17 protein-coding genes are annotated in these 18,891 nt (G+C 39.9%); 13 read left to right on the top strand and 4 right to left on the bottom strand.

Going from position 1 to position 18,891, the window contains the following annotated elements:
• The first annotated feature begins 114 nt into the window (after nucleotides 1-114).
• A complete protein-coding gene (locus F542_RS09910) occupies nucleotides 115-2,379 on the top strand; it encodes a TonB-dependent hemoglobin/transferrin/lactoferrin family receptor (protein ID WP_025267445.1) in 2,265 nt (754 codons plus the stop codon).
• A gap of 62 nt (nucleotides 2,380-2,441) precedes the next feature.
• Here the strand turns inward: F542_RS09910 and F542_RS09905 are convergent, their stop codons facing one another.
• Nucleotides 2,442-3,416, bottom strand: coding sequence for a transferrin-binding protein-like solute binding protein (locus F542_RS09905; protein ID WP_025267444.1), 975 nt, complete (start codon nucleotides 3,414-3,416; stop codon nucleotides 2,442-2,444).
• Nucleotides 3,417-3,567: 151 nt separating this feature from the next.
• On the opposite strand from F542_RS09905, the gene F542_RS10800 reads away from it, so the two are divergent.
• The 4 genes from F542_RS10800 (at nucleotide 3,568) to hflX (ending at nucleotide 7,650) form a co-directional block, all read left to right on the top strand.
• Nucleotides 3,568-4,866, top strand: coding sequence for a transferrin-binding protein-like solute binding protein (locus F542_RS10800; protein ID WP_025267443.1), 1,299 nt, complete (start codon nucleotides 3,568-3,570; stop codon nucleotides 4,864-4,866).
• Between the two features lie 123 nt (nucleotides 4,867-4,989).
• Nucleotides 4,990-5,931, top strand: a complete 942-nt coding sequence (gene miaA, locus F542_RS09895; RefSeq protein ID WP_015431644.1) for a tRNA (adenosine(37)-N6)-dimethylallyltransferase MiaA — start codon at nucleotides 4,990-4,992, stop codon at nucleotides 5,929-5,931.
• A 56-nt stretch (nucleotides 5,932-5,987) separates the two neighbouring features.
• Nucleotides 5,988-6,275 (top strand): RNA chaperone Hfq, encoded by a 288-nt coding sequence (gene hfq, locus F542_RS09890; protein ID WP_015431645.1) that lies wholly within the window; start codon nucleotides 5,988-5,990, stop codon nucleotides 6,273-6,275.
• A 19-nt stretch (nucleotides 6,276-6,294) separates the two neighbouring features.
• Nucleotides 6,295-7,650, top strand: a complete 1,356-nt coding sequence (gene hflX / locus F542_RS09885; RefSeq protein ID WP_131928769.1) for a ribosome rescue GTPase HflX — start codon at nucleotides 6,295-6,297, stop codon at nucleotides 7,648-7,650.
• Nucleotides 7,651-7,656: 6 nt separating this feature from the next.
• On the opposite strand, the gene F542_RS09880 is transcribed toward hflX, so the two are convergent.
• Together F542_RS09880 and ydiJ are read right to left on the bottom strand one after the other, a co-directional pair.
• On the bottom strand, nucleotides 7,657-8,070 hold the full coding sequence (locus F542_RS09880; protein WP_025267441.1) for a PACE efflux transporter: 414 nt from the start codon (nucleotides 8,068-8,070) through the stop codon (nucleotides 7,657-7,659).
• A 6-nt stretch (nucleotides 8,071-8,076) separates the two neighbouring features.
• Nucleotides 8,077-11,217 (bottom strand): D-2-hydroxyglutarate dehydrogenase YdiJ, encoded by a 3,141-nt coding sequence (ydiJ, locus tag F542_RS09875; protein WP_025267440.1) that lies wholly within the window; start codon nucleotides 11,215-11,217, stop codon nucleotides 8,077-8,079.
• 213 nt (nucleotides 11,218-11,430) lie between these two features.
• Between ydiJ and ompA (F542_RS09870) the strand changes: the two genes are divergently transcribed.
• Both ompA (F542_RS09870) and ompA (F542_RS09865) read left to right on the top strand, forming a co-directional pair.
• A complete protein-coding gene (gene ompA, locus F542_RS09870) occupies nucleotides 11,431-12,525 on the top strand; it encodes a porin OmpA (RefSeq protein WP_025267439.1) in 1,095 nt (364 codons plus the stop codon).
• A 200-nt stretch (nucleotides 12,526-12,725) separates the two neighbouring features.
• Entirely contained in the window at nucleotides 12,726-13,808 is a 1,083-nt protein-coding gene (ompA, locus tag F542_RS09865; protein WP_025267438.1) for a porin OmpA, read from the top strand.
• Between the two features lie 56 nt (nucleotides 13,809-13,864).
• On the opposite strand, the gene matP is transcribed toward ompA (F542_RS09865), so the two are convergent.
• On the bottom strand, nucleotides 13,865-14,311 hold the full coding sequence (matP, locus tag F542_RS09860; protein ID WP_025267437.1) for a macrodomain Ter protein MatP: 447 nt from the start codon (nucleotides 14,309-14,311) through the stop codon (nucleotides 13,865-13,867).
• Nucleotides 14,312-14,387: 76 nt separating this feature from the next.
• Between matP and F542_RS09855 the strand changes: the two genes are divergently transcribed.
• The 6 genes from F542_RS09855 to F542_RS09830 all read left to right on the top strand — a co-directional run bounded on the left by F542_RS09855 (nucleotide 14,388) and on the right by F542_RS09830 (nucleotide 18,881).
• Entirely contained in the window at nucleotides 14,388-16,007 is a 1,620-nt protein-coding gene (locus F542_RS09855; RefSeq protein ID WP_025267436.1) for an AAA family ATPase, read from the top strand.
• Nucleotides 16,008-16,119: 112 nt separating this feature from the next.
• Nucleotides 16,120-16,650 carry a bifunctional 3-hydroxydecanoyl-ACP dehydratase/trans-2-decenoyl-ACP isomerase gene (gene fabA, locus F542_RS09850; RefSeq protein WP_015431653.1) on the top strand — a complete coding sequence of 177 codons (531 nt, stop codon included), beginning with the start codon at nucleotides 16,120-16,122 and terminating at the stop codon, nucleotides 16,648-16,650.
• Nucleotides 16,651-16,748: 98 nt separating this feature from the next.
• Nucleotides 16,749-17,270, top strand: coding sequence for a type II secretion pathway, pseudopilin PulG (locus F542_RS09845; protein WP_015431654.1), 522 nt, complete (start codon nucleotides 16,749-16,751; stop codon nucleotides 17,268-17,270).
• A complete protein-coding gene (locus F542_RS09840; RefSeq protein WP_025267435.1) occupies nucleotides 17,224-17,922 on the top strand; it encodes a hypothetical protein in 699 nt (232 codons plus the stop codon). The genes F542_RS09845 and F542_RS09840 overlap by 47 nt, the downstream gene beginning before the upstream one ends.
• A gap of 1 nt (nucleotide 17,923) precedes the next feature.
• Nucleotides 17,924-18,589 carry a DUF2572 family protein gene (locus F542_RS09835; RefSeq protein WP_025267434.1) on the top strand — a complete coding sequence of 222 codons (666 nt, stop codon included), beginning with the start codon at nucleotides 17,924-17,926 and terminating at the stop codon, nucleotides 18,587-18,589.
• Entirely contained in the window at nucleotides 18,576-18,881 is a 306-nt protein-coding gene (locus F542_RS09830) for a DUF5374 domain-containing protein (protein ID WP_025267433.1), read from the top strand. Before F542_RS09835 ends, F542_RS09830 begins: the two co-directional genes overlap by 14 nt.
• Nucleotides 18,882-18,891: the final 10 nt, after the last annotated feature.

The following is an 18,891-nucleotide window of genomic DNA, read 5'->3' as shown; positions in this document are numbered from 1 at the left end:
TATGCAATAGCAAGCGGTTTGAATCTATAAATTTTACGCAAAGACAATTCATTCTCATTTACTTTGTTTTTTGGCTAGTTATAATTGTGAAGAATTTAATGATTGGGGATTAGGATGAAAAAAAATACAGCCTTAATGCTGCTTGCTATATTGGGGGTGCTTTCGCTGCCTAATGTGTTCGCTGAAGAACTGGTAGAGCTAGATGAAGTTCGTGTAGTAGCAAAAGAAGAAGCAAAGACGAATGGTGAGATTAAAAAGAGCCGGCGTGTAATTCAAGATGAATTAATTGCAGATACGAAAGATTTGGTTCGTTATACCACGGATGTTGGGATTGCGGACAGTGGACGCCATAATAAAGGCTTTGCGATGCGCGGCGTAGAGGGTAATCGTGTTGGTATCAATATTGATGGTGTGTCTTTACCTGATTCCGAAGAGAATAGCTTATACGCACGTTATGGTAATTTTAATAGCTCCCGTGTACAAATTGATCCTGAATTAGTCACTGGCATTGATATTATGCGTGGTGCAGATTCTTTTGCTCAAGGCAGTGGTGCTTTAGGTGGTGGGGTGAGCTATCGTACGGTTGTTGCAGATGATATTGTGCAGATAGGTAACCGTTTTGGAGGGTTATTCCGTAGTGGATACGCCACTAAAAATAATGAATGGACCAACACTATTGGCGCAGCTTATAAAGATGAGAAATGGGAAGCGGTTGGGCTCTATTCTTACCGCCGAGGGCATGAATTAAAAAGCTTAGGTAATGGTGCAGACATTAGTGGCGCAGCGCGTGGTGTGCCTGATCCTTCTCATCACCGTAATCATAACTATTTGGCGAAATTGTCTTATTTTATTAACGACAACCATCGCATTAGCCTAAATTACACAGGGCAAAACCATGAAAATCTCACAGACGAACGTTCTTATACTTTTGTCGGATGGCGTAGAACCTTGGATACAACAGAACGGGATAATTTAAATGTTGCTTATGAATATTTCCCATCCAATGGTTTGCTTGGCTATTTAAAATTAGATTATGACTGGCAAAAAATTACAGTGGGAGCCATTAATCTTAAAGGTTTGTATCGTACTGATGGCGTAGAAGACCTTGATGATATTTTTGATCGCCGTATGAAAAATGATTTCCACCGTATTAACCTTCGCCTAGATAGCTCTCCATTAGAAAGCCGTTGGGGTACGCATAATCTTTCGTTACGTACTGCTTATTCCCAACGCGAATTTAAAAATATTAACAAAGATATTTACTTATTTGGCGAACTTGATCAGGCACTCTATATTTCTGCTGTGCAGAAACCGGTTAGAACTCAAAATATTTATCTGCTTTTACAAGATAAAATTATGTGGAATGAGCAGTTAAGCAGTGATGTGGGTGTGCGTTATGATTTTACTAAACTTACTCCAAGAGCATCGAATGTTTACTGTCAATTTTGTGATCAAGTGTCATCAGCGAGCACCACGTTCCAAAATTTGAGTGGAAGTTTTGGGCTGGATTATCAAATTAATCCAACTTGGAAGGCTGGATACCACATTTCCAGTGGTTACCGTATTCCGACCGCAACTGAAATGTACTTTACCTTCTTAAATGCGGCAGGTAACTGGCTGGCTAACCCTAATTTGAAAGCTGAACGTAGCCTAAACCAATCAGTTGCATTGGCGGCTGAGAATGAGCAAGGCAATTTTGCTTTGCAACTTTATCGCACGAACTATAAAGATTTCTTATATGAACGTGAAACCGCAGGGTGGCGTTTGCATACTAACTGTGATTTTCGTTGCTCCTCACCTTATTATCGAACGCTCTTCCAGCAGGCTGTGAATATTGATCGAGCCAAAATTAGCGGTTTAGAAATTCGTGGTATGCTTAATTTACATCACTGGGTGGCAGCTATTCCACAAGGTGTGAGCGTAATGGGCGCGTTAGGCTATTCTAAAGGCAAACTCTACGGTACGAGTGAAAGCTTGCTATCTATTCAGCCGGTTAAAGTGATTTTAGGGGCAGGTTATGATGATCCTAATGATCGCTGGGGGTTACAAGCGCGTTGGACTTATTTAGGGCAGAAGAAAGGTAAGGATGCACAAATCCTAACGTATTATTATGACCAAAGTGGAGGGACGAGTACTTACCCATTCTTAAATCGATCCGCGGTGTTATTTGATATGTATGGTTTTGCAAAAATTGGTAAGCACACAACATTACGTGCGGGTGTTTACAATTTATTTAATCGTAAATATCACACATGGGATAGCTTGCGTGGTATTAATCTGCAAAGTACAACCAATACAGTTGATCGGGAAGGCAAAGGGCTAGAACGTTTTTATGCGCCAGGACGTAATTATGCTTTTTCTGTAGAAATTAAGTTTTAATTGCCTGTTTCAAATTAAGCGGTACATTTTGTAAATTTTTTTGCAAAATGTACCGCTTGTTTTTATTGTGAATCGTCAGGACGCTTGTCGGTTGCGCCAAAAACACCATTGTATTGGCTTTGGCTTTCGTAGAATACACCGCCTACTTGGTTTGCACCTGAGCCATAGAATGCTCCTTTGCTTTCAACGCCATGACTATTACCATTGAAAGTATTGCCCTCAATGGCTGCACTGAAAGCGAGTTTTTCAGTTTGTCCATCTTTGAGTGAGACATTCAGTTGTTTTTGATTAAAATCAGCTCTTACTTCTGCACTAAGCGCACTGTAATTTCCCGCTTTGCCATATAAGGCATCGCCTTTTTTGTAAACAAATTTACCGCTTTTTGGCATTGGATACAGATTCGCATGTCCATTATCTATTTCACTCCATACACCTTCAATCGGGGTTTGTAAGCCTTGCACAAATAAGTGGCTATGTGCATTCGAATTGATCACACCAAAGCGGACAAATTGATAAACACTTTGATCATATAAGCTATAGACAGAGGTTTTGTTTACTGCACCCGAAATTTCGCCCAATGAACCATGTTTTTGATCAGCCGTAGTGAGCGAATTAAACCCACGTTGCTCATCCTCTGCGGCAAGGGTTTTCAGCGCGATCTCAACATTATCAATAAAGAGACTTTCTAATGTTTCTTTTTCCACATTGTGTAGATTTTTGCCAGATACACTACCATTTGCTGAATTAATGCTGAGTATTGCACCCGTTAAACGTGCGTCTTTAGGGCTACTAAACATAGGTGAAGTCAGCTTAGGAGTGTTATCTTCCGTGTTAGGCTGCACGGCGTGATCTGCCGAGGTATTTCCAGCATTCGGCGGCGTGACTGACGGGGTCGCAGGCTGGGTATTATTGCTGGAATCTGGTATTTCTGTTAAGAAAATTGGTGCAGTACCGTTACCGCCACCACTACTGGATGAACAGGCTGAAAGCATAAGTGCACAGGCGGTAGTGATAAAGCTAAAATGTAATTTTTGCATAAAAGATCCTCAGGAGGTAAAAACCGCGGCATTTTACCAATTGCGCAGAAATAACTCAAATCATAACTATTATCAATTATATTGAATTTTGCTAGGATTATTGTTAGAATTTTCGCCCAATTTCATATTAAAACTTTTATTTGGAGACATAATGAAAACCTTAAAAATCAGCCTGCTTTCTGTGGCATGCGCCATTGCTTTAGGAGCGTGTTCATCTGTCAAGGATAGCGTGAATTCTTATATTAATAGCCAAGCAAATCAGGCACAAAAGAGTGCAAATCAAAAAGCACAGGATGCGAAAGAAGCACAAAAAAATGCCGAAGAAAAAGCGCGTGAAGCAGAAAATAAATTGGCTGAGTCTGAGAAAAAGTTAGCAGAAGCCAATAGTTCTGAGACAAATACAAAAGAAGAATTAAAAAAGGCAGAAGCAGAGAAAGACAATGCTGCTAAAGCGGCGCAAGCTGAAAAAGAGCGTGCAGATAAGTTACAACAAGAGCTTGATGCCGCGAAAAAGGCTGAACAAGATAAACTTGCGGCATTAGCCGCAGAGGAGCGCCGTGTTGCTGAAAATGTAGCGGCATTACAAGCGGGCTTTGAAGATCGCGGTACGGAAAATAAAATTATTGCTTACGGTTTTAGACAAACCCCAACAGAATTTAAAATCAGCAATGTAGCAGGTAAGATTTTAACTGTAGAAAATGGTGCATTAGCCGATAGCACTTTCCCAACGGCGCATAAAGATCTCAATACCTTACTGATTGATGGTAAGAGCATCCAATTATTTGATAGTGCTGATATTCAAGCCAGCTATTCAATGGGTAAAACAACGGTCAAAGAAATTGATGAAGATGACTATCTTGGTCATGTGGTAGGTTTATCAAAAAGTAAATATCATGATGACCACACGCAATCTCGCTATGGCTATGTGACTAAAAATGGTAAAACCACTTTGTTTGTACAAGGGCATTTAACACCGGTTCAAAATGCTGAAGAGCCAAAAATTGCTTCACCATACGATCATGGTAACCATTTTAACCGTGATGGCGCAGCTATTTTAGATGCATTGCCAACCGATAAAGTCTATGCATACCAAGGTTTAGCATTTTATGGCAAAGAGAACAACTATGTTCAGCTCAATACCGAGGCAATTGCTGATTTTAATGAGAAAAAAGTTAAAGTAGAGCTAAAAGAGGCGGATACGGTAAAACTCACATTAGGCGGCAATATCAAAGAGGGTGGCAATACCTTTGCCGGTCAATATAATGGGGTGCATACTAACGGTGCATTCTACGGTAAAGCAGGCTTAGATATTGCAGGGACATTCTATGTCGCAGAGGGTGCAGACAAAGACTATAACGGTGTCTTTGGTGCAACTAAACAAGGTTGTGGTATTCTCTCTTGCTCTGAAGCACCAGCAGGCACTTCATTAGCTGATTTTCAGGTGAAATAGTCGTTCTTAGAGTGCGAAGCATTTAAATTAACGGCGAACGATACCTTACAAGCGGTTAGATTTACTGAAACTTTTGCAAAATTTCGGTAAAATCTGACCGCTTGTTATTTTTTTAAGACGATTATGCAAAAAAATCCTGCCATATTTTTAATGGGTCCGACAGCCTCGGGAAAAACTGATCTTGCCATTGCGTTACGCCAGCGATTACCAGTGGAAGTAATTAGCGTTGATTCTGCTTTAATCTATAAAGGCATGGATATTGGTACGGCAAAGCCAAGTAAAGCAGAGCAAGCACTTGCCCCCCATCGCTTAATTGATATTCTCGATCCTTCAGAAAGTTATTCTGTGATGAATTTCCGTGAAGACGCATTGCGGGAGATGGCAGACATCACAGCACAGGGTAAAATCCCGCTTCTTGTTGGCGGTACAATGCTGTATTACAAAGCCTTATTAGATGGGCTGTCACCATTACCCTCTGCTGACCTTGCTATTCGCGCTGAAATTGAGGCCAAAGCTGCACAGATTGGGTGGGCAGGTTTACATGCAGAATTACTGAAAATCGACCCAGTTGCAGGCGCGCGGATTAATCCTAATGATAGCCAACGCATCAATCGTGCTTTAGAGGTGTTCTATATTTCGGGTAAAAGCATGACTGAGCTCACCGCACAGCAAGGTGAAGCCATTCCTTACCACATTACTCAGTTTGCGATTGCACCGCAGGATCGTGCGGTATTACATCAACGTATTGAACAGCGTTTTCATAAAATGATGGAACAAGGTTTTGAGCAAGAAGTTCGAGCCTTGTTTGCCCGAGGCGATTTAAATGTGGATTTGCCTTCGATTCGTTGTGTTGGCTATCGTCAAATGTGGGAATATCTGGAAGGCAAAATCAGTTTGGATGAAGCAATTTTTAAAGGGATTTGTGCGACTCGCCAATTAGCGAAGCGCCAAATTACTTGGTTGAGAGGTTGGACAAGTGAGCTGGAGTGGCTAGATAGCCTAGACTTTCAAGGTGCTTTATCTAAAATGCTTGAAAAAATGGAGCAAAAGCTATCCAGTTTGTGATAGAATCGGCTCGCCTTTGGCAAAAACCAATTTATAACGACTAGAAGGAATCAAAAATGGCAAAAGGTCAATCTTTACAAGATCCATATTTAAACGCACTACGCCGTGAGCGTATCCCTGTGTCTATTTACCTTGTAAACGGGATCAAATTACAAGGTCAAATCGAATCTTTCGACCAATTTGTAATTTTACTGAAAAATACAGTAAGCCAGATGGTGTATAAGCATGCTATTTCGACCGTGGTGCCAGCACGTTCTATTTCTCATAATAATAGTGGGCATAATCATCATTCAGCACCAGCACAAGCTGCGGTACAGCCTGCAGTAACAGAAAGTGCGGAATAAGTTTTCTGTGTCAGTAGTGATGAATCAACAAGAACCAAATTCAGCGGATGAATTTGGTTCTGTTTTATTGGAGACACCATGGCTTGCTAAAAGCAAAGAGCGAGCGATATTGGTGCATCTTTATTTGGCTCAAAACAAGGATGTTGAAAATCTGCATGAATTTCAAACTCTTGCTGAAGGTGCAGGCGTTGAAATTGCAACGGTGCTAACAACGTCTCGCTCTGCTCCTCATATTAAATATTACGTGGGACAAGGCAAAGCACAAGAAATTGCCGATGCCGTTAAGTACTTTAACGCGGATGTTGTTCTGGTTAATCACCAATTGAGTCCTGCTCAAACGCGTAATTTGCAAACGCTATGTGATTGTCGGGTTGTAGATCGCACAGGCTTAATTTTAGATATTTTTGCCCAACGGGCTCGCTCTTTTGAAGGGAAATTGCAAGTTGAGCTAGCTCAGCTTCGCCATCTCTCGACTCGCCTAGTTCGCCGTTTAGGCAATCAAGATCAACAAAAAGGTGGTGCAGTTGGTTTACGTGGACCGGGCGAAACTCAGCTTGAAACTGACCGTCGCTTGATTAAAGTCAGAATCCAGCAGTTGCAAAATCGCTTACAGAAAGTGGCAAAACAGCGAGATCAAAACCGCAAAACTCGCCAAAAAGCAGATATTCCCACGGTATCTCTGGTAGGCTATACCAACGCGGGGAAGTCCACGCTCTTTAATGCGATTACTCATGCAGGTGTTTATGCAGCTGATCAATTATTTGCGACACTTGATCCCACTTTACGCCGCATTCAAATTCAAGATGTCGGCACAGCAATTCTCGCTGATACGGTTGGTTTTATCCGTTTTTTACCGCACGACTTGGTCTCTGCGTTTAAATCAACTTTGCAAGAAACGACAGAGGCAACCTTGCTATTGCATGTGATTGATGGGGCTGATGAACGGCGTGAGGAAAATATCGATGCGGTCAATGCGGTGCTAGATGAAATTAATGCATTAGAAATTCCAAGCCTATTGGTTTACAACAAGGTTGATAAACTGGAGGAGGTGTTACCTCATATTGAATATGCTGACGATGGCACGCCTATTGCCGTTTATCTTTCCGCACAGAGTGGGCAAGGGATTGATTTGCTCTTTCAAGCAATGCAAGCGCGCTTAAAATCTGAATTAGTGCGAGAAAAACTTTTATTGCCACCTACAAGCGGTCAAATTTATGCTGAATTTTACCAACGGAACTGTATTCTTAACGAATATTTCAACGAATTTGGCGACCGTTTGCTTGAGATTGAGGTAGATAAAGTACAGTGGCAAAAGTGGCTAAAACAGTATCCCGAATTATTGGAACTTGTTGCTTTAGCAGAATGGGGCGAATAACTCGCCCTATCTATGCTGACTGAGCCAATGACGAATATGATCGTAGCACCAATGAAATATCAATGTGTAAAACATCACAAAGAGCGTCATGGAAATATCCATCACAAACGCTTCCCACCAACTCACGTGTAGGATAAATGCCACTAATGGCAGGGTAAAAATCAATAATCCCAGTTCAAAACTGATGGTGTGCAAGGTGCGAACCGCCCAACTTCTATGGACTTTTTCGCCTTGAAACAGCTTATCAAAAACAAAATTAAAAAAGACATTCCAAATCAGGGCGATAACAGAAATTAACACGATAGTGAGCGTGAGTTCCCCTGTTTGATGGGAGGTTGCTACTCGCATTAACAATACGGTCAATAAAATCGCCCCAGCTTCAAAAAGTAGGGCTTGGCAAATGCGTTCAAGATTTGACATCGAGCTTTACCCAATACTTTGCAACAACGCCTGCACAGGGTGTTTCAGCACTTTGTGTTCAAAACGCTTAACTTGTGAACGGCAAGAATAACCTGTGGCTAAACAGCGATCTAAATCTTTGCCAGCCAGTTTTTTCTGCCACGATTGGGCGTAAATCGCTTTGGACATTGAAAGATGTTTGGTTTCGTGTCCGAATGTGCCTGCCATACCGCAGCAGCCTGTATTTTCCACGTTCAACGTTTCGCCAAAGTGAGCAAAAATTTGTTGCCACTGTTTCATTGAATTAGGCAATGAGGTACTTTCGGTGCAGTGGGCGAATAAATGCCACGGCAAGCGGTCGGATTTACTCTCAAGCTCTCCTTCGCTCGCCTGCTCGCCCTTCGGGTCGTCGGCAGAGCCAACGCTCAAAACGCGTTGCGTTTTGTTGGCAGATTTTTTGCAAATTCTATCCGCTTGTATTTGTGTCATTAACCATTCGTGGGCAAGTAACACCTCAAAGCCACCGTGATGTTCTTTCAGCACATCTTTGTATTCTTGGCGGTAAATTAAGGTTAATGCAGGATCAACGCCCACCATTGGAATGCCGAGTTTTGCCACTCGGTTAAGCATTTCTGCCTGATTTTGGGCAGTTTTGGCAAATTGGCGTAAAAAGCCTTTGACGTGTTGAGCTTTACCGCTTGGATTAAACGGCAATACCACCGCTTTGAAATTGAGTTTTTCCACAAGACGCACAAAATCCGCAACCACATTTGCATCGTAGAATGAGGTAAACGGATCTTGCACCACGATGACGCCATTTTCTGGCGAAATCTGACCGCTTGCTGATCTATTTTCCAGCGCTTCCAGTGTCGGTTGTTTGCCAATTTGTGCCTGTAATGTTGGTACAGAAAGTTGAGGTAAATAGGTCATTCCCACCGTTTTTTCTAGTGCTTTTGCCACAAGATGATTGCCACTGAAAAAGTTAAACAGTTTCGGGGCTTTTGCCATCATTGGTGCAACAAATTCTAAATTGGCAACCAGATGATCTTTAACGGGGCGCAAATAACGGCTGTGATAAAGCTGATTAAATTGCGAGCGAAAAGTTGGCACATCAATTTTAATCGGGCATTGGCTGGCACAAGCTTTACACGCTAAGCAGGTATCCATTGCGGCTTTGACTTCGTGGGAAAAATCGTACTCTTTCTCTTTTTTCCACTGATTGCGGATTTTAGCAACAAGATCGGAGAGTTTTGGCTCTTTTTGCAACAATTCCGCAGGGTTGATATTTTGCTCGGCAAGCAATCGTAACCATTCACGAGTAATGCCTGCTCGCCCTTTTGGCGAGAAGAGGCGATTACCCGAAACTTTCATTGACGGACACATTGCACTGTCCACATCAAAATTAAAGCACAATCCGTTGCCATTACAGTTCATAGCCCCTTTAAATGCTTCTCGTACTTGGATTGGAATTTGGCGGTCAAAATCCGCACGCATAGGCGACAGCACAGGGTAGAGTTCCGCATCACTGTCTAATGGGGTGCAGATTTTGCCAGGGTTTAGACGGTTGTGTGGGTCAAATAGGGTTTTGATATAGCGAAGTTCTTGCCACAAGGTTTCGCCAAAGAATTTTTCGCCATAAGCCGAACGCATACCTTTGCCGTGTTCGCCCCAAATTAAGCCACCATATTTTTTCGTGAGTTCAACCACTTGGTCGGAAATCTGCTTAAATTTTTCCACCTGTGAACGCTCGGTTAAATCTAACGCTGGACGAACGTGCAACACGCCTGCATCAACGTGCCCAAACATACCGTATTCCAAGCCGTGATCGTCTAATAATTGACGGAAATCCAAAATATAGTCGGCTAAATTTTCAGGGGGGACACAGGTATCTTCCACAAAGGCAATCGGCTTTGCCCAACCTTTGGCATTGCCGAGTAAACCGACCGCTTTTTTCCGCATTGCGTAGATTTTCTCAATTTCGCCGACATCGTGGGTGAGCTGATAACCAATAATCCCCCCTTCATTCGTGGCAATTTTGCGATCTAACTCGGCACATAAAGCGGTGACTTTTTGCTGATTTTCTGCAAAATCGTTGGAGGCAAATTCCACAATGTTAATACCTAAAATAGGGTTGTTCGGATCTTCGCGCAACAGATCAGAAACTGAATGCCATACAATATCCTGCTTAGCGAGATTGAGTACTTTGGAATCCACCGTTTCCACCGACAAGGCTTGAGCTTGCAACATAAAGGGGGCAGCACGCAAGGCGGAATCAAAGGAATTAAATTTCACATTGATTAGCGTACGCTGTTGCGGAATCGGCAAAAGATTGAGTTTGGCTTCGCAAATAAAGGCAAGCGAGCCTTCTGAACCCGTTAAAATTCGGGTGAGATTAAATTCACTTTCGTCATCGTTAAACACATTTTTGAGATCGTAGCCAGTGAGAAAGCGATTGAGTTGGGGTAATTCATTGAGCACGGTTGAGCGTAATTCACGGCAACGCTTGAAAATTTCGCTGTGTAATTGCTTTCCGTGAGCGGAAAGGGGTTGGTTTTCTAAATTTGCAAAAAAATGATCCGTTTTAACCGCTTGCGTTTCCAAAATTTCGCCGTTCATTAGCACCGCTTTCAGCCCTAAAATATGGTCAGAAGTCTTGCCATACTGCAACGAACCTTGCCCCGATGCGTCAGTGTTAATCATTCCGCCTAACGTGGCACGATTACTGGTGGAAAGCTCAGGAGAAAAAAACAGCCCGTGTGGTTTTAAAAAGCGGTTAAGCTGATCTTTGACCACCCCTGCTTGTACTCGTACCCAACGCTCTTCGATATTCAGTTCCAAAATTTGCGTCATATGCCGAGAGAGATCCACAATAATATTGTGATTCAGCGATTGCCCATTTGTGCCTGTGCCGCCTCCTCGAGGGGTAAAGGTGAGCGATTTAAATTCATCACGATTGGCAAGCTTAGTAATAATCACCACATCGGCAACAGTTTTGGGAAATAAAATTGCTTGTGGTAACGCTTGATAAACACTGTTATCGGTCGCAAACGAAAGACGCTCGGCATAACTATCAGCAATATCGCCTGCGAAATGTTGGTGTTTGAGTTCGGCGAGAAATTGCTGAACTTCAGGGGAAATTTGTGGAATATGGGTAAGATGAGGGATCATTTTGTTTACTGCACTAAAAAGGAAATGAGTGTGATATTAGCAAGAAATTGGGGGGCTTTTAAGCGTTTAATTGATTAAAAAATAGTAAAAAATAGGAAAAGTTCATTTTCTTTTTTTATTTTTTTGCTAGAATGCACCAAAATTTATACAGACTGACGTAGTTGTTAGCTGTGTTTTAATTCTATTTTTTATCAAAGTAAGAGGAACTCTTAAATGAAAAAATCATTAGTTGCATTAGCAGTTGCTGGTTTTGCTGTTGCTTCAGCAAACGCTGCTCCAGAAGCTAATTCTTTCTATGTGGGTGCTAAAGCTGGTTGGGCTACTTTCCACCATGGTGTTAATCAATTTAATAGCAAATATGCGAACGATGAACGTTATAGTGATGGTCCAACTGCTTATGGCATTAATCGTAACTCAGTAACTTACGGTGTGTTTGGTGGTTATCAAATTATTGATAACTTAGCGGTTGAGCTAGGTTATGACTACTTTGGTCGTGTTCGTGGCAACGTTGGTGATCGCCGAGCGTTTAAAGACACTAAACACGGTGCTCATATTAGCTTAAAACCAAGCTATGAAGTTGTTTCAGGTTTAGATCTTTATGGTAAAGTAGGTGCTGCATTAGTTCGTAATGATTACAAAGACTACTATGCTAATGGCACAAAAGATAAATCACATAACCTTAAAACTTCTTTAATTTTAGGTGCAGGTGTTGAGTATGCTATTACTCCTGCATTAGCTGCACGCCTTGAGTATCAATGGTTAAGCCGTGCTGGCAATTACGGAAAAGCAGAAGCTAAAGCGGGTAATGTAACTGATTTACGTTATAGCCCAGATGCTCACTCTGTATCTGCAGGTTTAACTTACCGTTTCGGTCAAGGTGCTGCACCAGTTGTTGCTGAGCCAGAAATCGTAACTAAAAACTTTGCATTTAGCTCTGATGTATTATTCGACTTCGGTAAAGCAAACTTAAAACCAGCTGCAGCAGCATCTTTAGATGCAGCACACGCTGAAATCCAAAACTTAGGTTTAGCAGCTCCGGCTATCCAAGTAAATGGCTATACAGACCGTATTGGTAAAGATGCACCAAACTTAGCATTATCACAACGTCGTGCAGAATCTGTAGCGAACTACATGGTATCTAAGGGTGTAGCACCAGAATCTATCACTGCGGTAGGTTACGGTAAAGCAAACCCAGTAACTGGCAACACTTGTGATGCGGTGAAAGGTCGTAAAGCATTAATCGCTTGCTTAGCACCGGATCGTCGTGTTGAATTACAAGTTCAAGGTTCTAAAGAAGTTGCAATGTAATTTCGGTTAGAAGCGTAAATTTATTTAAAGAACGCCCATTTTTTGGGCGTTTTTTGTAAATTTTATTTTAAGCAAAGCAAATTATTGCTATAATCAGACAGTCTTTATGACTTCTCTTTAAGTATTAGTTAGAGAGATGGTTGCACCATATAAAATAATGGTGTTGTTTATTTTCGATGACGTAAATAGAGGATCATCAAATGAAAAAATCATTAGTTGCATTAGCAGTAGCTGGCTTTGCTGTTGCTTCAGCAAATGCTGCTCCAGAAGCTAACTCTGTATATGTTGGTGCTAAAGCTGGTTGGGCTTCATTCCATGACGGTATCAGCCAAATCGACCACAAAAACGGTGGTAAATACGGTATCAATAAAAATTCTGTAACTTACGGTGCATTTGTTGGTTATCAAATTATTGATAACTTAGCAGCTGAAGTAGGTTATGAATACTTTGGTCGTGTTCGTGGTTTAGAGCAAACTAAAGCAGGCGGTTCTAAGAAAACTTTCCGTCACTCTGCGCACGGTACTACTATCGCATTAAAAGGTAACTACGAAGTTATCAGCGGTTTAGATACTTATGCAAAAGCTGGTATCGCTTTAGTAAATAACAGCTACAAAACTGTGAATGTAGATACTAAAGTGCCAACCAAAACTTCACGTTTCCAAAGCTCTTTAATCTTAGGTGCTGGTGTTGAGTATGCAATTACTCCATCTTTAGGTGCACGTATTGAGTATCAATGGTTAAATAACGCAGGTAAAGCAAGCTACGCGACTCTTCGTCGTATGGGCGTTGAAGGTTCTGATTATCGTCCCGACATCAGCTCTGTATCTGCAGGTTTAACTTACCGCTTTGGTCAAGGCGCTGCGCCAGTTGCTGAGCCAGAAATCGTAACTAAAAACTTTGCATTCAGCTCTGATGTGTTATTCGATTTCGGTAAAGCGAACTTAAAATCAGCTGCAAAACAATCTTTAGATGCAGCACACGCTGAAATCCAAAACTTAGGTTTAGCAACTCCAGCTATCCAAGTAAATGGTTATACAGACCGTATTGGTAAAGATGCACCAAACTTAGCATTATCACAACGTCGTGCAGAATCTGTAGCGAACTACATGGTATCTAAAGGTGTAGCACCAGAATCTATCACTGCGGTAGGTTACGGTAAAGCAAACCCAGTAACTGGCAACACTTGTGATGCAGTGAAAGGTCGTAAAGCATTAATCGCTTGCTTAGCACCGGATCGTCGTGTTGAATTACAAGTTCAAGGTTCTAAAGAAGTTTCTATGTAATACATCTTTGAGCTAAGCTTGAAAAACGCCATCATTTGATGGCGTTTTTGTTTTTCTTACTTCAATAATGCTTTTAAGTTCTGCTTCATTTTATCCACTTGTTCAGTGTAGATTTGTTTGTTTTCAGACTCATCAATCAAGTAGTGAATGCATTCTGATAGTGTCATTTCCATACGGTTAGAAAGCTTAGAAAGCCTTAGCCAGCTTGCATAGTCTAAGTCAATAGATTTTTTACGAGTGGACTGTTTTTCAGCATTGAAGAAACGTTTACGTCTGGCTCGAATAGACTGACGCATTTTCTTACGTTGCTCAGCCGTCATTTCTTGTTTAATCCATTGTTCTATTTCTTCTGGTGAATCTTGCAAAGTTGTCAGTAATTGAATTTTTAGTTCAATAAGGCTTTGCTCTTCATATTTGGTGATGTTTTCGCCTTCACGGTATTTTTTCAGCAGATATTTCCATTTCCAACCTGCTTCCTGAATTTCAAGTTTCTGGTATCGCATATCTCCCCCTAATAATTTGTGAAGTATAGCGGAATTATGGGTATAATGAAGCAAATTTCTATAAAGAGGTCGATAAGTGCAACTTTCCCCACTTGCTTGGCAAGATTTAACTGTTCAGCATACATTCGCAGAGCATACTCATTCAATCACATTTTTTGATTTTCAACCAAATGCGACTCAAGCACTCAAACAGTTTATACTCGCTGATTTTGGTTCTCTATTGGTATTAAAAACGGAAACTTTGCCTGCTTTTCTTACTGAAATTCAGGCTTTTTTTAGCCAGCATAGTCAGTCATTTTTATTAAAAAATGAAGCAAATCAAAAAAGTCTATTTGGTTATGCATTTTTTCGAGCAAAAGAGAATAAGATTGAGACGGTAAGCGGTGCTGTTGAGCAAATAAATGGCAAAATTTTAATTCTACCTGTCGCTACATTACTTAGTGATATTGCTTTATGGGATAAGCTTAAATCGGCATTACTTTTTGGGCAATATGAGGCGCATAGTGAAAATGCGCTTCCAGTAGCATTAGAGCCGATTCGGAGTCAATTTAAGTTGCTGTTGTTGGGGAGCCGTGATGATATTGCCCTGCTTGCTGAATATGATGAAGATCTTTATCAAGTTGGACATTATGCGGAAATTCAATCTTATCTGAACATTAGCGATAACCTTGAAAAATGGGCAGACTATGTTCGTACGGCAGCACAACAAAATGGCTTGAGGTTATCCGATCGTTCACTTAATCAGTTATTGCGATATTATGTGCGAGAAAGTGAAGATCGGAGTTTAATTTCAATTTCTCCGGCCTTATTGCAGAAACATTTACAGGCATTGCGCCAGTTTTATTCACCACATTGCCAGCTAGATAATATCCAAGGTTATTTTGACTATATTGAGCAACAAGCAGCAGTTTTGCACCAATATGCCTTACAAGATATTTTAAAAGAACAGCTTTACCTTGAAACTGATGATGAAGAGATTGGACAAATTAACGGTTTGTCGGTGGTAGAATTTAATGGTGTGCCACAAAGTTTTGGTGAGCCGTTACGAATTAGTTGTAATGTTCAATATGGTGATGGCGAAATTCATGATATTGAACGTAAAGTTGAATTAGGGGGTAATATCCACTCTAAAGGGATTTTGATTGCGCAATCTTGCCTCGCTAACTTACTAGAATTACCTACACAGCTACCATTTTCCGCTTCACTCGCATTTGAGCAATCTTATGGTGAAATTGATGGTGATAGCTCTGCATTAGCTATTTTTTGCGTGTTGATGAGTAGCTTGTCGAAATTAGCACTGCCGCAATCTATTGCAGTAACCGGTTCCATCGATCAATTTGGTAATGTTTTAAGTGTGGGAGGGGTAAATCAGAAAATTGAAGGCTTTTTCCAAGTTTGTCAAGCGCGTGGATTAACTGGCAAACAGGGGGTCATTATTCCTAAAGTATGCCTTTCACATTTGAGTTTAAACCAAGCGGTGATTTCTGCTGTTAAAAATGAGCAATTTGCAATTTGGGCTGTGGAAGATGTTTTTGAGGCACTAGAGATTTTACTTAACCGTTCATTCTATGATGAAGAGAATGTGGAGATTCAGCAGCCTTCTTTATTTACCTTGGTGCACCAATATATTGATGAACAGCAGCATATGGGAACAAGCGGTTCATTTTGGCAGAAAATTTGCAAAATATTTAACTGATCCGACAAGTCAGCTTACATCTGTTCGCTAATTATTAAGTCTGTTATGATATGTTTAATTTAGAAACATTGAAATAACAGACTTTCTTTTTACTTAATAAGGCTTGAAAATCATGAACAGCTGTACACCCAATATAAAACCAAACTACGATTACAATGACTTGCTTGCTTCTGGACGTGGTGAACTTTTTGGTGAACAAGGCCCACAATTACCTGCACCATCCATGCTCATGATGGATAGAATCACCAAAATTACGGATAAAGAGGGCTTATTTGAGAAAGGTTACATTGAGGCAGAATTGGATATTCACCAAGATCTACCTTTCTTTGGTTGCCACTTCATTGGTGATCCTGTTATGCCAGGTTGTCTAGGCTTAGATGCTATGTGGCAATTGGTTGGTTTTTTTCTTGGCTGGGTCGGCGGTAAAGGAAAGGGTAGGGCATTAGGTGTTGGTGAAGTGAAATTCACTGGACAAATTTTACCTACTGCGAAAAAGGTAATTTATCGTATTAACATGAAACGAGTGATTAATCGGAAATTAGTGATGGGCATGGCAGATGGCGAAGTCGAAGTAGATGGTAGAGTGATTTATACTGCGACTGATTTAAAAGTTGGCCTTTTCCAAGATACAGCTTCTTTTTAATTTTGGGATCTGTGTCGAAAAAATAGTTTTTATAGATTTACAACCCCCCTGAAACCTCTAATATCCCTTACAGCTAAATTTTTGTAAGGGATTTTTTTATGTATCGAGCAATTACTCTGCTTGAAACATTGATTACATTAGCAATTATCGTTATTGCAAGTTATTTTATTTCTCCCGTACTATTTTCTTTTCAGGATCAACTTTTGGTAGAAAATGAGATTGAAAATGTGAAATCATTTCTCTATCAGCTTCAAGATAAAGCACGTTATCAAAATAGAAATTATGCATTAAATATCGCTCAGAATAGTCAGCATTGGTGCATTATTGCTATTGCAAAAAATAGTGGAAAATCGACCGCTTGTGATTGCTTAAATTTGAAAAGTTGTCAGCTATTAGGTTTGGATTATCACCTATATAAGAATCATAATAATGTGTCTATCTATAATAAGAATACTTACCCTAAAATTCTCACGTACTTTGATGGAAGAAGTGGTAATCAATCGACTATTTGTTTAAGTATATCCAAAGGGAAAAATCAGGCAATTTTACAAATTCAGCGTAATGGGGTGATTAATGTTATTCTTGATACCAAAGCACGTAGTCAATGTAAAGAAAATTAATAAAGCCATTACATTATTAGAAACATTAGTAGCGTTATCATTGGGTAGTATTATCTTGTTCGCCGCAAGTCAATTATATAGTGAGATTTATTTTGCTCAAACTAAATACCGAGAACTATTTAAATTACAGAAAAATGCACATCAAATTCTAAACTATTTACAGCAACATATTCTAAATACGGGTTATCAAGGTATAAATCGAGAAAAGAGTAATTTTGATTGGTTTAAGGTGCAAAATAGTGCTTATCATGTAGAAGAGCATTGTTTGGTATTAATTCAAGATATAAACGCAGATGGTTGTTTAGGTACAAGAGTAAAAAAACAGTGTAGTGAGCAAGCACTTAGCATTGCCAAAGATGTTGGAAAGGAGATACTTGCAATCAAGTTAGAACATAATAATTTAATGATAGCTGGTAAGCAGAATAGTTTCACCCCTTGTCTTTCGGAACAGTGTAAAAATTGGCTAAAAGAGTGTAAGAATTTTCAATGGGAGAAAATTGCAGCTTTATCTGATAATCGAATAGAAAGGCTTCATTTCAGTTGGGAAAAGCGAGATAAATTGCTCAAAATAGACTTAATTTTATCGTCATTAAAGAATAGTCAAATTCAGTACCATACAATTGCTTATGCTTATTTGTTAAATGGAGAATGATATGTCACGTTATTATTCTGCAAATAGTGTACTATTTTCTCTTATTATATTATCGAGCATTGGGATTACTCTTTTTCTTAATAAAGGTTATATTATCGTAAATGAAAATATTAGCCAAAATAATTATATTAATTATCTTGCTGAGAAGATGTGGTTGATTGAATTTCAGAAAATAAATAAAGAACAAGAGTGTTCAATTCAAAAGAAGCCAACGATTTCTTTGAACAAAAAACATTTAACTTTTAGCTTCCACTGTCAATTTCATTCAATTTTTATACAGCCTAAACCAACTAAAGAAAAATATATTTTAGTTGAGAACATTAATGATTGGTTAGATATTAATGCTTATCAGCATGTTATTTATCCTATTGCAAGCTTAGATGATTTGCCAGAGAGTAGTGAAGAAAATCCAAAGATCGTACGTATAACCCAAAATATTGATGGGCGTTTAATGCAGCCATTTTATGGTATTGTAATTACTGATTATCTATTTAATTTTACCGATCAGCGTATCTACGGCACAATTTATTCGAGTAATAATGCTAATGATCCTAATCGGCGTAATTTAAGTTATAAAAGAAATGTCATTCAGAATATTGAGCGAGATTATTCGAATTGGCGCTATCTTCCCAACTCTGCTAATACATTAAACCATGAAAATAATTAAAGCTGAAAGTATTATTTCATTACTCATTGCAGTAGGTCTATTCAGTATTGTCTGCTTAGCGTGGTTACAATGGCAATCAGAACAAAATGCTCAGGAGCAGTTAATTTTTCAGCGTCAGCAAGCCTTGCAAATTGCAGAGAATCAGATTGCTCGCCAAATGGCAGGGTTATCTTGCCAGCGTAAATTAGAGCAGAATGGTATCTATTTTGAAATTATTCGTTGTACTACCATAGAGATAGAAATCCACTTTCCAAAAGGGAAAATCATAGTCAATCGCACTACAAAAAGTTAAAATACTCCCT

It is taken from the genome of Bibersteinia trehalosi USDA-ARS-USMARC-188, from assembly GCF_000521725.1.
Classification (GTDB): domain Bacteria; phylum Pseudomonadota; class Gammaproteobacteria; order Enterobacterales; family Pasteurellaceae; genus Bibersteinia; species Bibersteinia trehalosi.
This window is presented reverse-complemented; position numbering and strand designations above follow the sequence as displayed.